The 14132-nt window shown below is 46.1% G+C and carries 14 protein-coding genes and 1 other annotated feature; of the genes, 1 reads left to right on the plus strand and 13 read right to left on the minus strand.

The window, feature by feature from the left end; all coding sequences use genetic code 11:
* Nucleotides 1–129: 129 nt before the first annotated feature.
* The 4 genes from L4C42_RS07715 to cydH form a co-directional block, all read right to left on the minus strand.
* Entirely contained in the window at nucleotides 130–1068 is a 939-nt protein-coding gene (locus tag L4C42_RS07715) for a chemotaxis protein CheV (RefSeq protein ID WP_353496584.1), read from the minus strand.
* A gap of 119 nt (nucleotides 1069–1187) precedes the next feature.
* Nucleotides 1188–2405 carry a sugar metabolism global transcriptional regulator Mlc gene (mlc, locus tag L4C42_RS07720; RefSeq protein WP_353496585.1) on the minus strand — a complete coding sequence of 406 codons (1218 nt, stop codon included), beginning with the start codon at nucleotides 2403–2405 and terminating at the stop codon, nucleotides 1188–1190.
* Nucleotides 2406–2665: 260 nt separating this feature from the next.
* Complete coding sequence (locus L4C42_RS07725) at nucleotides 2666–3853, minus strand: patatin-like phospholipase family protein (protein ID WP_353496586.1); 1188 nt, start codon at nucleotides 3851–3853, stop codon at nucleotides 2666–2668.
* Between the two features lie 8 nt (nucleotides 3854–3861).
* On the minus strand, nucleotides 3862–3954 hold the full coding sequence (gene cydH, locus L4C42_RS07730) for a cytochrome bd-I oxidase subunit CydH (RefSeq protein WP_112460475.1): 93 nt from the start codon (nucleotides 3952–3954) through the stop codon (nucleotides 3862–3864).
* 155 nt (nucleotides 3955–4109) lie between these two features.
* Here cydH and L4C42_RS07735 point away from each other — a divergent pair, with 155 nt between their 5' ends.
* The gene (locus L4C42_RS07735) at nucleotides 4110–4727 is read left to right on the plus strand and encodes an outer membrane protein (RefSeq protein WP_353496588.1); all 618 of its coding nucleotides are present in this window, start codon (nucleotides 4110–4112) and stop codon (nucleotides 4725–4727) included.
* A gap of 86 nt (nucleotides 4728–4813) precedes the next feature.
* Here the strand turns inward: L4C42_RS07735 and hisIE are convergent, their stop codons facing one another.
* From hisIE to L4C42_RS07780, 9 genes are all read right to left on the minus strand, one after another.
* Nucleotides 4814–5440, minus strand: a complete 627-nt coding sequence (gene hisIE / locus L4C42_RS07740; RefSeq protein WP_353496589.1) for a bifunctional phosphoribosyl-AMP cyclohydrolase/phosphoribosyl-ATP diphosphatase HisIE — start codon at nucleotides 5438–5440, stop codon at nucleotides 4814–4816.
* Nucleotides 5437–6210 (minus strand): imidazole glycerol phosphate synthase subunit HisF, encoded by a 774-nt coding sequence (gene hisF / locus L4C42_RS07745; protein WP_042501863.1) that lies wholly within the window; start codon nucleotides 6208–6210, stop codon nucleotides 5437–5439. Before hisF ends, hisIE begins: the two co-directional genes overlap by 4 nt.
* Complete coding sequence (gene hisA / locus L4C42_RS07750) at nucleotides 6192–6929, minus strand: 1-(5-phosphoribosyl)-5-[(5-phosphoribosylamino)methylideneamino]imidazole-4-carboxamide isomerase (RefSeq protein ID WP_418642071.1); 738 nt, start codon at nucleotides 6927–6929, stop codon at nucleotides 6192–6194. The genes hisF and hisA overlap by 19 nt, the downstream gene beginning before the upstream one ends.
* 86 nt (nucleotides 6930–7015) lie before the next feature.
* Nucleotides 7016–7633: an imidazole glycerol phosphate synthase subunit HisH gene (gene hisH, locus L4C42_RS07755; protein WP_353496591.1), complete on the minus strand. Its 618-nt coding sequence runs from the start codon at nucleotides 7631–7633 to the stop codon at nucleotides 7016–7018.
* Nucleotides 7633–8706 carry a bifunctional histidinol-phosphatase/imidazoleglycerol-phosphate dehydratase HisB gene (hisB, locus tag L4C42_RS07760; RefSeq protein WP_353496592.1) on the minus strand — a complete coding sequence of 358 codons (1074 nt, stop codon included), beginning with the start codon at nucleotides 8704–8706 and terminating at the stop codon, nucleotides 7633–7635. The genes hisH and hisB overlap by 1 nt, the downstream gene beginning before the upstream one ends.
* Nucleotides 8707–8737: 31 nt before the next feature.
* Nucleotides 8738–9790, minus strand: coding sequence for a histidinol-phosphate transaminase (hisC, locus tag L4C42_RS07765; protein ID WP_353498711.1), 1053 nt, complete (start codon nucleotides 9788–9790; stop codon nucleotides 8738–8740).
* Nucleotides 9791–9805: 15 nt separating this feature from the next.
* Nucleotides 9806–11104 carry a histidinol dehydrogenase gene (gene hisD / locus L4C42_RS07770; protein WP_353496593.1) on the minus strand — a complete coding sequence of 433 codons (1299 nt, stop codon included), beginning with the start codon at nucleotides 11102–11104 and terminating at the stop codon, nucleotides 9806–9808.
* Nucleotides 11105–11107: 3 nt separating this feature from the next.
* The gene (gene hisG, locus L4C42_RS07775) at nucleotides 11108–12004 is read right to left on the minus strand and encodes an ATP phosphoribosyltransferase (protein WP_112477863.1); all 897 of its coding nucleotides are present in this window, start codon (nucleotides 12002–12004) and stop codon (nucleotides 11108–11110) included.
* A 41-nt stretch (nucleotides 12005–12045) separates the two neighbouring features.
* Nucleotides 12046–12182: a sequence feature (His leader region), on the minus strand.
* A gap of 231 nt (nucleotides 12183–12413) precedes the next feature.
* Nucleotides 12414–14015: a Na+/H+ antiporter NhaC family protein gene (locus tag L4C42_RS07780; RefSeq protein WP_353496594.1), complete on the minus strand. Its 1602-nt coding sequence runs from the start codon at nucleotides 14013–14015 to the stop codon at nucleotides 12414–12416.
* Nucleotides 14016–14132: the final 117 nt, after the last annotated feature.

Genomic DNA, 14132 nt, shown 5'->3' on the forward strand with positions numbered 1-14132 from the left:
CATTCTGATGGAATAACCTTTAGCTGGTAGTAAATTATATTGCGCGTATCTAAGAGTAACTCTCATTAGATATCGTCTAATTATAGACCAAACCTTACCGTATGTCGTGCACTATTTTACAACGCAAAATTATAAATCGCGACGAATACGCTGCTGAACCACATCTACCAACAAGTCAGGCTGAAATTTAGAAATGAAACGATCGCACCCAACTTTCTCTACCATTGCATCGTTGAAGCTACCACTGAGAGAAGTATTTAAGGTGATAAACAGATCTTTCATACGCGGATCGCTTCTCACTTCATGTGTGAGTTTGTAGCCATCCATTTCTGGCATTTCGGCGTCGGTGATCATCATCAGAAGTTCGCTGCACACATCAATACCTTCATCACTCCACTGCTTGAGCAAGTTCAGTGCCATTAAACCATCAAAACACTCGATGATTTCCACACCAAGCTGAGCAAGCGTCGCTTTGACCTGATGACGAGCCGTTGATGAGTCATCAACAATCAATATTTTCTTACCAGCCAAGTGAGGCAATAGAGCGCGATCTAAGGTTTCTTCGGAAATGGCAATGTCGTAGTCGATGATCTCAGCCAAAACTTTTTCAACATCAATGATTTCAACCAGACTCACGCCATCCGCTTCTTCAACTTTAGTGATAGCGGTGAGGTAATTAGAACGTCCGACAGTGCGTGGCGGCGGTTGGATCTCAGTCCAAGCGGTATTAACGATATTCTTCACTTCACCGACTAGGAAGCCCTGAACGGTGCGATTGTATTCGGTGATAATAAGGTTTTGTACGGCTTCTTCCTGCAAGGTAGGAAAACCAATGGCACGACGCAGATCAATGACCGGCAGGGATTCACCACGAAGGGAGGCGACACCACGGATGCTGGGATGTGAACCAGGAAGCTGAGTTAAAGGAGGCAACTTAAGCACCTCTTTAACCTTAAAAACATTGATAGCAAAAGTCTGGCGACTGTTCAGCGTGAACATCAACAGCTCAAGTCTATTTTCACCCACCAATTGGGTACGCTGGTCAACAGAACTCAATACACTCGACATGAGGCTTCCTTGGCAAAAAACTATAACAATTTCTTATCTCATGTTATCGGCAGGGAGCACAAGAAGTTTACTGTCTGAACAAGCAAAAATATGACCGTCAGCAAAGAGTGTGAAAAGCGTTATCCTTCAATAACTTTCATTAACAACAGGCCATCATATAGGGCTTGTTTGACCAAGGCTGCACCTGGCATCGTCGCTTGCTTATAAAAGCGTGACTCGACCAATTTAAGATCTTCGGTATAAACCGGCAAACTTTGACTGGCAATACAGCGCTCGATCGCAGGATAAAGTATGTCTTTGGCTTGGTTGATGACGCCACCAATCAGTACCTTCTCTGGGTTGAACAGGTTAATCACAATCGCAATCGCACTGCCAAGGTGCTCGCCAAGCTTTTCAATCACATTGATAGCAAGAGCATCACCTTTTACTGCCGCTTCGCAAATCGCTTCTACCGATATCTCTTCGCATTCGGATAGTATCGATGCTTCACCTTTTGCCAGTCGCTGAGTGACTTCGTCGCGGATTGCCTGAGAGCTCGCGACCGTCTCAAGGCACCCAGTATTGCCACAATGACAATCCTTGCCTTGGCGATTGATCTGGATATGGCCTAGTTCGCCAATGTTACCGTGGCGCCCTTGCAATACTCGACCATCTAGGATGATACCCGCACCAAGACCATGGTGAATGGAAATCAGTACAGAGTTATCACAGTCCTGAGAATGCCCAAATAAGTTCTCAGCCAGGGCCCAAGCTCGGGTGTCGTTCGCCACAAAGACTGGCAATCCAGTTACTTTGAATATTTCTTCAGCAACATTAAGGTTCTTAACATTGTAATGAGGCATCTGCAGAACGATGCCCTTGTCAGAGTTCACTAACCCCGGAAGCGTAAGCGCGATGCTGGTGACACGATCGAGCTGCTCGCTGTAGCTTTCGAAAAAGTCTTCAATCTCATACAACAAACGAGCGAGCACGTCTTCTTGATCCATTTCATGAATTTCAATTTTGGTATCAATAAGAACATCGCCACCAAGCTCGTGCAGCGCAATAGATAGGTAACCACGACCTAGACGCATAGAGAGAAATTGCCAACCTTGATTATTGGTCTGTAAACCAACCGCAGGGCGGCCTCGGCTGGTTGCTTCTTGAACCGCCGTCTCATGAATTAGATGTGCTTGAATGAGTTCTCGCGTAATTTTTGTGATACTAGCAGGTGCTAAATCACTTAATTTAGATAGGTCGATACGCGAAATAGGCCCAAATTGGTCTATCAGTTTATACACACGACCAGCATTGATCTGCTTGATATGATCAATGTGCCCGGGTTGAGCCATGTACATTTTGAACTCCAAAAAACAACAACCTGTTAATTTTTTTACTTTGCGAAGTAATTGTGAAGCAGTTTATAAGATTGCCGTGACAAATATCACGCATATAGATGGATCTTTGGGGCACGTATCAAGTTACGCTCATAGGGTCTGTCACAGTTTGCGGTATAACTGTTCGATTATTAACCACCTGTTTTTAATGACTTGTTACGTTATATGGCACTTATTTAGCACCAATTAATAACTTGCGAATTTGTCAATACTCTAAGAGGTTAGCTGGCTTGGTGGGGTTGCCAGAGATCGGTATTGCTACTAAATAGTGCTTTGTGTCGTTTTGCAAAATTATAGCTTTCAACAAAACGGAAACCGGCGTCTAAACCAACTTGATAGTCGTGTAAAATGTCGTCGACATCACTAAGTAGCGACGATGTCTTAAGTGGCTGATCAGGCGCTATTTGCCAAATGAAACAATCATCCGGTGGAGTCTTTAAAAATTCACTGGTCAGCGAATACGTCTGATAGTGCACCATTAACATGTCGGCAAGTCCAGAATCAAAACGTTCTCCAAATAAGTGACTAAGGCGATAGATATCTCCAGCGCCAAACAGCCACCGTCCACCATTGATCAGCTTAAGGTGCTCAGCGTGCTTTAATGTGTCAGCCTTTGCCTGACGACTTTCAAAAAAAGAGCCCCAGTCATTTGACCACTGCTCGACTTTATCTTGCCATTGCAACTGCAAGTTGTTTAACGAATCTCTTAGCCAAGTGGGTGATTCTGTCGCGACGGGTTCATCCTCTACAAGCTTGGGTTCTTCGGTAACATACTGCTCGGTTCGAATAACGATAATACTCCGACACTCTTGTCGCCACGCTTGCTGAACAGGGATGGAAGCCGAGACTCCTCCATCAATAAACTCATTTCCTTGATGGGCAACGGTGCCTTCAAACAATGTAGGGATGGCGCTAGTGGCCATCAATACTTGATACCAATCCTCTTGCAGCATAGGCAGGTAATGATCTTTTAACGTATTCACGTCGGTGGTCGCCGCAAAAGCGCGCCGATGCCCCACTACTCGTCGCCCCATATCGATATCGAGTTTGTATGGATAATCACAAATCTTATCCAGCGCCCATTTAAGGTTGAGATATTGCTTGCGACGCATAAAGCGAAATAAATGAAAAAACTCAGGATCCGTAGTTAAATCTAGGATAAATGACTTACCAAGCTCAGCTTGACGGGAAAGGAATGCGCAAATGTTCAAGGCCCCTGCTGATGTGCCGTAAAACTCATCAAAGGGGTCGAAATTAGACAATAAAAAGGCGTCGAGCACACCTGATGTGAAGATGCCACGTTGACCTCCACCTTGTGCCACTAACGCCGTTTTCCCGTCTACATATTTACCAAATTGTTGATAGTCGATGACGGTGCGGGCATTGGTTACTAAGCCTGCGTTCGCCATATCGTTGTCTAAACTGACAAGATAGCGATAGCACCAAACGCAATAATCGTACTAAACGCAATAGTTGTGATTGTGAGTGCTAACTTTAGATCGTACTCCATAACCTCTCCTTTTGTAACATTTCAGTTACCATTGTGACACACATTTACAATCTTAAAATAACCACCTAAAAATTATGGCGTTAGAGTCACACTATGATTAAAACTAGTAGAAGAAATGTGATTTGAAAAACAGATATTCTGTTTAGGAGTAAGAAATGCGTTCATACCCTACTACTGGAGCCACCAAAACACTGACTCGTGTGATTGCCATCACCACAGCGGTTTTTATTAGCGTTCACTGCAATGCAACCATCATAGTGACCCCATTTATTGGTTACTCTTTGGGTGGCGGAGCTGAGACCGCAGACGGTACCAACTATGATATTTCTCCTTCCGCAAATTTGGCATTGGCTATCGAATTCCCGTTTCGAAATGGAAGAATGGGTGCTTTTTATTCAAGACAAGACTCCTCTCTCGATAACCTAAACCTTGATACTACAATCCAATACCTTCAGTTTCAGAGCAGTGCCGAGTATCAAATCGGAGAAAGTACTCAGACTTATATCGGTGCAGGATTAGGCGCCTCTCATACGTCAGGCCAGTGGACGAAATCTCACACCGGCTTTGCCGCCAGCATTTTTGGTGGGGTTGAATATTACCTCACCAAGAATCTAGCAATCAACGGACAGCTCCGCTGGCAAGGTACTGTTGTAAGTAACGATTCCGTTTCCATCTGTAATCTTCCTACTGAAGATCAGAGCTGCTTCATTGCCTTTAATACGAATTGGATGAATCAGGTGCAAACGAATCTAGGTTTGAGTGTCAAATTTTGAAGAGCTACAATCATCGCTAGTAAGCCGTTGTAAAAAAGCCTGCTTGATAGACCATACCAAGCAGGCTTTTTTGCAGCGATGAATCGTTACTTATGACGCTCTTTGAGCTTGTTCACTACATCATTCATCGATAAGCCTTGGTCTTGCAACAGCACCATCAAGTGATAGATAAGATCGGCAGATTCACAAACTAGTTCATCCTTGTCACCCGACGTTGCCGCAAGCGCGACTTCAACACCTTCTTCGCCCACTTTTTGCGATATACGTTTGGTGCCGCGGGCGTAGAGGCTCGCGGTATAAGAAGATTCCGGATCCGCATCTTTTCGAGCGGCAAGAAGTTGCTCAAGCTGATGAAGCCACACCATTTGCGACTCCTCTTGAGGATCGCCATCAAAGCACGTTGTTGTACCGGTGTGACACGTAGGACCGATTGGATCGACCTTAACAAGTAAGGTGTCATTGTCACAATCCAAAGAGATGTTCTTAAGCTGAAGGACATTTCCTGACGTTTCACCTTTAGTCCAAAGGCGAGATTTGGTACGTGAAAAGAAAGTGACTTGTTCGGTATCTAACGTTTTTTCAAGCGCGGCAGGGTTCATGTACCCCATCATCAATACTTGGCTAGATTGAAAGTCTTGGACGATCGCTGGAACCATACCGTCTACTTTTTCCCAGTCGATACGCTGTGTTAAATCGGCGGCTGTTTGGCTCATAATCTGATCTCCACACCTTGTTGTTTCAAATACTGCTTTAGCTCACCAATATTGATGATCTGCTTGTGGAATACCGATGCCGCGAGTGCGCCATCAACGTTAGTTTTCTGGTAGGCTTCGGCAAAGTGCTCCATAGCACCCGCACCACCTGATGCGATAAGCGGTACGTTACACACTTCGCGCACCATATTGAGCTGCTCAATATCGTAGCCATTGCGGACGCCATCTTGGTTCATCATATTCAGAACGATTTCACCTGCACCGCGCTTTTGCACTTCCTGCACCCAATCACGGGTTTCCCATTTGGTCGCTTTAGTGCGCGCTTCATCGCCCGTAAACTGGTAAACCTGATACTTACCCGTCTCTTTGTCAAAGTACGAGTCGATACCCACAACGATACACTGCACGCCAAACTTATCCGCCAGATCGGTGATAAGCTCAGGGTTGGCAAGCGCAGGTGAGTTGATAGACACTTTATCTGCACCAAACTCAAGAATGCGCGCCGCGTCTTCTGCTGATTTAATACCACCAGCAACGCAGAAAGGGATATCAATCACTTCTGCAACACGCGCGACCCAGCTTTTATCAACAACACGGCCATCACTGGATGCAGTGATGTCATAAAAGACCAGCTCATCAGCACCCTCTTCCGCATAGCGAGCGGCTAAAGGTACGATGTCACCAATGATCTCGTGGTTGCGAAATTGAACACCTTTAACCACTTGTCCATCACGGACATCCAAACAAGGAATTATTCGCTTTGCCAGCATTGGAATGCCTCCTCTGCGGTAAATTTACCATCCAATAATGCACGGCCAACAATCACGCCAGACACGCCAGTGCCTTTCAGCGCTTCAATATCCGCTAGACTGCCAATGCCACCCGATGATTGGAATTGAACCTGTGGGTATTGCTTACATAGGTCAACATACAGCTCAACATTGCTGCCTGCTAGCGTGCCATCTCGAGAAATATCCGTGCACAATACGTGCTTAAGACCCACTGTTAGGTAATCATCAATCAATGCTTCGATGGTGACGCCAGAGTCTTCTTGCCAACCAGAAATCGCTACTTTTCGAGTGCCGTTCTCATCGATATTAATATCCAGCGCAAGCACAATACGCTCAGCGCCGTATTTTTCCATCCAGCCTTTTACTAACTCAGGCTGCTTAACGGCCGTAGAGCCAACCACGACACGCTGTGCACCCGCTTCTAGCAGGTCTACTACATCTTGTTCACTGCGAACGCCGCCGCCAATTTGAATGTTAGCCGGCGTACCCGCGAGCAATTTAGCGATAAGATCGAGCTGGCGTGCCGTCGTATCTTTAGCCCCTGTCAGATCAACAAGGTGCAGCCAGTTTGCACCAGCTTGGTGGTACAAGTTGAACTGATCAACAGGATCCACTTTGTACTCGGTCACTTGACCATAGTCGCCTTGGTAAAGACGTACTACTTGTCCTTCAATAAGGTCTAATGCAGGAATAATCACGTTTCAATCCTTCTGCCCCACTACCTTGTGAGGCGATAATGTGTCTGTTCTATTTAGTGCCAAGCTCGAGCTTGGCAAAACGGCGGTTATACCAGTTCTAAGAAGTTCTGAATCAGCTTTGAACCCGCTTTCGAAGAGCGCTCCGGGTGGAACTGCACGCCATAGTAATTACCGCTTTGAATTGCTGCGCTAAACGGGTTCCCGTAGTCACACTCTGCAATTGTGTAGTCGCCCACTGGCATACCGAAGCTGTGTACAAAATAGAAGTACTCACCCTCTTCAATTCCGGCAAAAAGTGGATTGCCTGGAGCCGCTTTCACGGTATTCCAGCCCATATGAGGTAGTGGCAAATCACCCGTTTCTAAACGTCTTACTTCACCTTCACATAGACCTAGACACTCAACAAGCTCATCTGCCTTTTGGCCTTTCTCTTGAGAAAGCTTACCAAGTAGCTGCATCCCAAGACAGATCCCAAGCACGGGCTTTTCAACCTGTTTTACTAACTCGATGAGGTTCCGCTCTTCAAGGTTTTTCATTGCTTCACTAGCCGTGCCAACACCTGGTAGAAACAGTTTGTCTGCGGCTAAAACCACTTCTGGCTCTTTAGAGATAACCACTTGATAGCCAAGACGCTCAATCGCGAACTTCACCGAAGAAACGTTAGCGCAGCCTGTATCGATAATGACAACATTTTGGGTGGTCATTACAAGACTCCTTTACTGCTTGGTAGCTCATTGCCTTCCACTTTAATTGCTTGGCGAAGTGTGCGACCAAACGCTTTAAAGAGGCTTTCAATTATGTGGTGATCATTGTCACCAGAAGAAGATAGGTGCAGCGTACACGCTAGCGTATCTGTCAGTGAACGGAAGAAGTGCACCACCATTTCTGTCGACAGGTCACCCACTTGCTCACGAGAGAACTGGGCATCAAACTTAAGGTAAGGGCGGCCTGAAAGATCCAAACCACATTGCGCAAGACACTCATCCATTGGCAGGCTGAAACCAAAGCGGCCAATACCGCGTTTATCACCAAGCGCCTCTTTTAGCGCTTGACCTAGTGCCAGTGCCGTATCTTCAATGGTGTGGTGATCATCAATGTGCAAATCGCCTTTAACGAGACACTTCATCTGGAAGCCACCGTGCGTTGCGATTTGATCCAGCATGTGATCAAAGAAGCCCATACCGGTAGAAATTTCGTTGCCGCCTGCTTCATCGAGGTTTACGAAAACTTTAATGTCGGTTTCTTTCGTGGTTCTTACCACTTCAGCTGTGCGCGCTTTCACCGTGAGATCTTTTAAGATCTGCTTCCAACCCATAGTTTCCGGGTTGTACTGAATACCGCGAATCGCCATGTTTTCAGCAAGTTGTAGATCGGTGTGACGATCGCCAATCACTGCTGAGGTTTTAAAGTCCACTTTGCCGCTTTGTAGGTACTCTTTCACAAGACCCAGTTTAGGCTTGCGGCACGAGCAGTTGTCTTCGTCAAAGTGAGGGCAAATCAGCACATCATCAAACTTTACGCCCTGAGACTCAAAGATCTCCATCATCATGTTATGCGGGGCATCAAAGTCGGCTTGCGGGTAGCTGTCAGTGCCTAGGCCATCTTGGTTCGTCACCATCACTAGGCGGTAGCCTGCATCTTGCAGTGCTAGCAGGCTTGGGATGACGTATGGTTCAAGCTTCAGCTTATCCAGACGGTCAACTTGAAAGTCCACTGGCGGCTCGACAATTAACGTACCGTCGCGGTCAATAAATAAAATTTTCTGTTGGTTGCTCACTCTATAAATCCTTTTTCTATTGCACCAGTGCTTATGCGGCACTTTGTTCTAATTGGTTGCGGATGAATGCCAAAGTTTTTTCACACTCGTCGCGATTCCCCACACTGATGCGCACACAATTTTCGATGGGTGAATTACGCAAAATAATGCCGGTGTCCCATGCTGCTTTAAATAACGCATCACCATTTTCAAATTTGACCAGCAAGTAGTTGCCCCAGCCCTCAAATACCGTCACGCCCGGAATCGTTGATAGACCTGCCTGCAAATACGCGCGATTGGCATTGAGATCTAAAACTTGGAACTTAGCGCGGGCTAGGCCTTGTTCAGAGAGCGCTTGCTGGGCAATTTCCGCGACAGGAATTGGCACTGGGTAAGGTGCAATTACTTTAAGAAGCACGTTGATGAGCTCTTCATTTGCCAAAGTAAAACCGCAACGAAGACCCGCTAGCGCAAACGCTTTAGACAGTGTGCGCAGAATCGCAAGATTTGGATATTGAGCCAAAAGGTCCACCGTTGACGCTTCAGGACAAAAATCAATATACGCTTCGTCCATAACCACGATGGCTTTGTCTTTTGTCATCTCAAGAAGAGACACAATATCTTCTCGGTTAACTAAGTTGCCGGTCGGGTTATTTGGGCTACAAACGAACACCAACTTAACGCTATCTAACTTGGCTTCTATCTCTGGAAGATTAAGCTGCCAATCTGCGGTTAACGGTACGGTTTTACGCTCTACACCAATCGTTTCTGCACTGATGGCATACATGCCATAGGTTGGCGGACAATAGAGAATGCTGTCTTCACCTGGCTCACAGAAAGCGCGAATCAGCAATTCAATACCTTCATCGGCGCCACGTGATGTTAACGTTTGTTCTGGCTTAACACCTGCATAATTGGCATAGGCTTCAATAAGCTGCTTTGGCTGACATTCGCTGTAGCGATTAAGGCGAGCAAAGTCGGTTTTGTATTCATTATTGAATGGTGATTCATTGGCATTTAGCCAAATATCACCGCTACCACCGATTCGACGCGCAGACAAATAAGGCGTCAGTTGTTGAACTTGCTTACGAGCTAATTTTTCCATCATTCACTCTCCCATCTACGCTTTTTGTGCGTTGAGCTTCTCTACACGAATCGTCACAGCACGTTTGTGGGCGTCTAGGCCTTCAGCTTCCGCCATAGTCACAACGGTAGGTGCCAAACCTAATAAGCCATCTGCCGTTAACTCTTGAACCGTCATGCGCTTTGAAAAGTCCGCCAAACCTAGACTTGAATAAGTGCGAGTGTAACCATAGGTCGGCAAAACGTGGTTGGTACCTGATGCGTAATCCCCCGCTGACTCAGGTGACCAATCACCCAAGAAAATAGATCCTGCATTATCGAACAAAGGCAGAAGTTCACGTGGGCTCTTAGTCTGAACAATCAGGTGCTCTGGGCCATAGTAGTTGGAAATCGAAACGCATTGCTTCAACGACTCAGCAATAATAATTAAACTAGAGCCCAACGCTTTTTCAGCAATATCAGCACGAGATAGCTGTTTCAGTTGGCGCTTCACTGCTTCTGTTACCTGATCGGCAATGATTGGTGATGGTGTCACCAGTACCACTTGAGAATCTGGCCCGTGCTCAGCTTGACTCAGTAGATCCGATGCTACGAAATCTGCATCTGCCGTTTCATCGGCAATAACAAGAACTTCAGAAGGGCCAGCCGGCATGTCAATCGCCGCACCACGGAAATCTTTACTCACTTGGCGCTTCGCTTCAGTTACGTATGCGTTACCAGGGCCAAAGATCTTATCTACTTTAGATACAGTTTCTGTACCGTATGCCATAGCTGCGACCGCTTGGCCACCACCAACGTTATATACTTCATCGATTTTACACAGCTTCGCAACGTACAAAATCTCATCAGCAATGGGCGGAGGCGAACAAAGTACCACTTTGCGACATCCTGCAATCTGCGCTGGTACACCAAGCATCAAAACGGTAGATGGAAGCGGTGCACTGCCACCTGGAATATACAGACCGACTTTATTGATAGGTCGCGTTACCTGCTCACAAACCACACCAGGTTGTGTTTCCACTCGCAGAGCTTCAGGACGCTGCGCTTTGTGAAACTTAGCAATATTGGAATACGCTTGCTCAAGTGCTTGCTTCATTTTTTCAGACAAGCGACCAGAAGCAGCTTCAATCTCATCAGCAGAAACGCGAATCGATTCAGGGCGTACACGATCAAACTTCTCGGTTAAGTCAAGAAGACCCTTGTCACCTTCACTGCGAACTTGATTTATAACCTCAGTCACTGCTGCCGTAATGTTTGCGCCTTCAGTAATTGCCGGGCGCTCAAGTACGGATTCTTGCTGAGATTGACTTAAGTGTTGCCAAACTACCGTTCTCATCGATTACCCCATCATCTTCTCAATTGGAAGGACAAGAATCGAGCTTGCACCCAGTTCTTTAAGCTGTTCCATCGTTTCCCAGAATAGGTTCTCAGTGCTCACTAGGTGAACCGCTACACGCTCTTTGTCTGTCGATAGTGGCAATACGGTTGGGTCTTCTGCACCGGGAAGCAATGATTTAATTTGCTCTAGTTTCTCAACTGGTGCGTGCAGCATGATGTATTTAGATTCTTTCGCCTGTTGAACACCTTGCATGCGAGTAAGAAGCTTGTCGATAAGTGCAAGTTTGTCGGCATCAAACTCACCCATACGTTGAATAAGCGTCGCTTTCGAGCGGAAAATGACTTCAGCTTCTTTTAGACCATTCGCTTCAAGCGTCGCACCTGTTGAAACTAAGTCTGCGATTGCGTCAGCAAGACCTGCACGCGGTGCAACCTCAACAGAGCCAGTTAGCATACATGCGCTAAAGTCGACACCTTGCTCATCCATGTACGCTTTAAGAAGTTGTGGGTAGGTGGTCGCGATACGTTTACCGGCAAGATCTTGAGGGCCGTTGTATGTTTCGTCTTTATCAATGGCGATAGACAGACGGCAACCACCAAAATCTAGACGACGAAGCGTTTTGAACTCGTTTGCCTCACCCAGTGCTTTACGGTCAAGGCGCACTTCTTCCAGCTCGTTCTCACCAATGAAGCCAAGATCGACAACACCATCCATAATCAAGCCAGGGATGTCATCATCTCGAACAAGCAGAAGATCGATTGGCATATTTAGTGAGTGTACAACAAGACGCTCACCCATTACGTTGAACTTAACACCACACTTTTTCAGTAGGTCTTGGCTCTCTTTACTTAGGCGACCCTTTTTCTGAATCGCAATTCTTAGGCGTTGTGTTTGCATTGCTGTATCCCTGTGCAAATTATTGATTTTGAAATTATAAAACGAAAAAACCCTCGGGAGCTTTGGTCTCCCGAGGGTTTCATTCTTTAAATCTTAAATCGAACCTCCGAGAGTTTTACCTAGCTCTCGGGTATGCAGACATCTCCCGAAAGACTAAGCTGGGTGATGGTAATGATGATGAATGTTCATATCAAAATTTTGCATACTTATTACTGGGTTCCTTTGTATCTGTACCCTCACACTAACTAAGCTCATGCCGATTTTCAACCCCTATTTTACAGATCGGGCTAATTTTTTTTCGTACTAGCTAATTAGTATGGAAATAACTGCACTTACTAGTTGCTCCTTTAGCAACAAACAAAAAAAAGGAGCCCATTTCATGGGCTCCTCGATAAATCAAATGATTTATTTATACACTCGCTTCCTTGGCCATTCTAGCCTTAGAAAGTGCGGACAGTACGAAACACACTGCGATAAACGTCACTGTAGCCGCCGCAAAAGAAATCGCGACTGAAGTTGTCATACCAAGCGTAATAAAGCCAACACAAGACACCAACGCAACAGAAAGCGCATATGGCAACTGCGTAGAGACGTGGTCAATGTGATTACAACGTGCACCTGTAGAAGAGAGAATCGTCGTATCTGAAATTGGAGAGCAGTGGTCACCGAACACTGAACCCGCTAGAACTGCGCCTAGCATTGGCAGCATCATAGCAATATCCGTTGCACCCGCCATGTCACCTGCGATTGGTAGCATGATGCCAAACGTACCCCAAGATGTACCAGTAGAGAACGCCATTAGGCCTGACAGCAGGAACAAGATGACTGGTAGCCAATGTACATTAATGTTGCCTTGAACGGTTGAAGAAAGGTAAGCACCCGTCTTCATGTCTCCGATAACAGAGCCGATGGACCATGCAAAAAATAGAATAAGAATGGCGCCGAACATAGATTTCGCACCAATCCACATCGTCGTTGCGATATCAGCTGCAGACAGCTTTTGTTTAACAACTGTAAATACTGCCGTTAGAAGGCCTGCAGAGCCACCGTAAATAAGCGAAGTGCCTACATCAGTATTTTCAAACGCGCCAAGTAGGTTAAATGCAATATCATCCGCAGCCAGAGCTTGACCACCGGTGTAAATCATCGCAGCAATCATAGCGCCGATAAGGACTAAGATAGGAAGCACTAGGTCGGAAACAGAACCAAAATCGCTTTCTTTAATATCCAACTCTTCATTCAGCTCATGCGCTTCTTTTGCGTCGTTCTCTTTGTCTTTATCGAAGCCTAGACCTTGTTTCGCGTTCAGCTCATGCTTGCGCATTGGACCCACATCAAGTTGGAACCAGGCAACGGCAAACACCATCAAGAGTGCAAATACAGCGTAGAAGTTCATTGGAATAAGGCGAACGTAAGCACCAATTGCAGAGTATTCTGTAATGCCATGAGCAACCAAGATACCGCTAACGATAGTCATGATGTATGCACCCCAGCTTGATGCTGGCATTAGCACACACATTGGCGCAGCGGTAGAGTCAAGAATATAGGCTAGTTTCGCGCGTGATACGTAGAAACGGTCAGTAACAGGACGAGAGATCGCACCGACTGCTAGGCTGTTAAAGTAATCATCAACGAAAATAAATACGCCTAGAAATGCTGCCAGTAGCTTTGAACCACGCTTGCTTTTCACTCGAGCCTGCGCCCATTCAGCAAAAGCTTTGGTGCCGCCAGACAGCGTCAGCAACGCAGTCATCATGCCCAACAGCAACAAGAAGCCAACAATACTCATGTTCCAAGTATTTAGGCCGCCATCTTCAATAACCACACCCGAAACGGTGTCGAACACGTAACCTGCGGCGTTTACTGCAGAATAATCATTAAGTAAGAAGGCACCTAAAACGATACCAACACCCAGCGATAGTAAAACGCGACGGGTAATAATAGCCAGAGTCAATGCTACGATCGGCGGTAGCAGTGATAATGGTGATGTAGCAAAATCGATTAAATTCATGATCTTCAAAAACCAGTTTTTATTATGGTCAGAGATCTACTGCAGACATGCGTCAATAAACGAGAAGTCCAGACGCAAACGTTGAACTAAGCGAAAGGGAAGCGAACACTTCACCCA

Source organism: Vibrio wakamikoensis, from assembly GCF_050337275.1.
Classification (GTDB): domain Bacteria; phylum Pseudomonadota; class Gammaproteobacteria; order Enterobacterales; family Vibrionaceae; genus Vibrio; species Vibrio chaetopteri.

Excerpts from the sequence above, each read along its gene's own strand:
- L4C42_RS07725 (WP_353496586.1), bottom strand. The coding sequence starts at position 3,853 with ATGGCGAACGCAGGCTTAGTAACCAATGCCCGCACCGTCATCGACTAT.
- cydH (WP_112460475.1), bottom strand. The coding sequence starts at position 3,954 with ATGGAGTACGATCTAAAGTTAGCACTCACAATCACAACTATTGCGTTT.
- mlc (WP_353496585.1), bottom strand. The coding sequence starts at position 2,405 with ATGTACATGGCTCAACCCGGGCACATTGATCATATCAAGCAGATCAAT.
- hisC (WP_353498711.1), bottom strand. The coding sequence starts at position 9,790 with ATGGAAAAATTAGCTCGTAAGCAAGTTCAACAACTGACGCCTTATTTG.
- hisG (WP_112477863.1), bottom strand. The coding sequence starts at position 12,004 with ATGCAAACACAACGCCTAAGAATTGCGATTCAGAAAAAGGGTCGCCTA.
- hisIE (WP_353496589.1), bottom strand. The coding sequence starts at position 5,440 with ATGAGCCAAACAGCCGCCGATTTAACACAGCGTATCGACTGGGAAAAA.
- hisH (WP_353496591.1), bottom strand. The coding sequence starts at position 7,633 with ATGACCACCCAAAATGTTGTCATTATCGATACAGGCTGCGCTAACGTT.
- L4C42_RS07735 (WP_353496588.1), top strand. The coding sequence starts at position 4,110 with ATGCGTTCATACCCTACTACTGGAGCCACCAAAACACTGACTCGTGTG.
- hisD (WP_353496593.1), bottom strand. The coding sequence starts at position 11,104 with ATGAGAACGGTAGTTTGGCAACACTTAAGTCAATCTCAGCAAGAATCC.
- hisF (WP_042501863.1), bottom strand. The coding sequence starts at position 6,210 with ATGCTGGCAAAGCGAATAATTCCTTGTTTGGATGTCCGTGATGGACAA.
- L4C42_RS07715 (WP_353496584.1), bottom strand. The coding sequence starts at position 1,068 with ATGTCGAGTGTATTGAGTTCTGTTGACCAGCGTACCCAATTGGTGGGT.
- L4C42_RS07780 (WP_353496594.1), bottom strand. The coding sequence starts at position 14,015 with ATGAATTTAATCGATTTTGCTACATCACCATTATCACTGCTACCGCCG.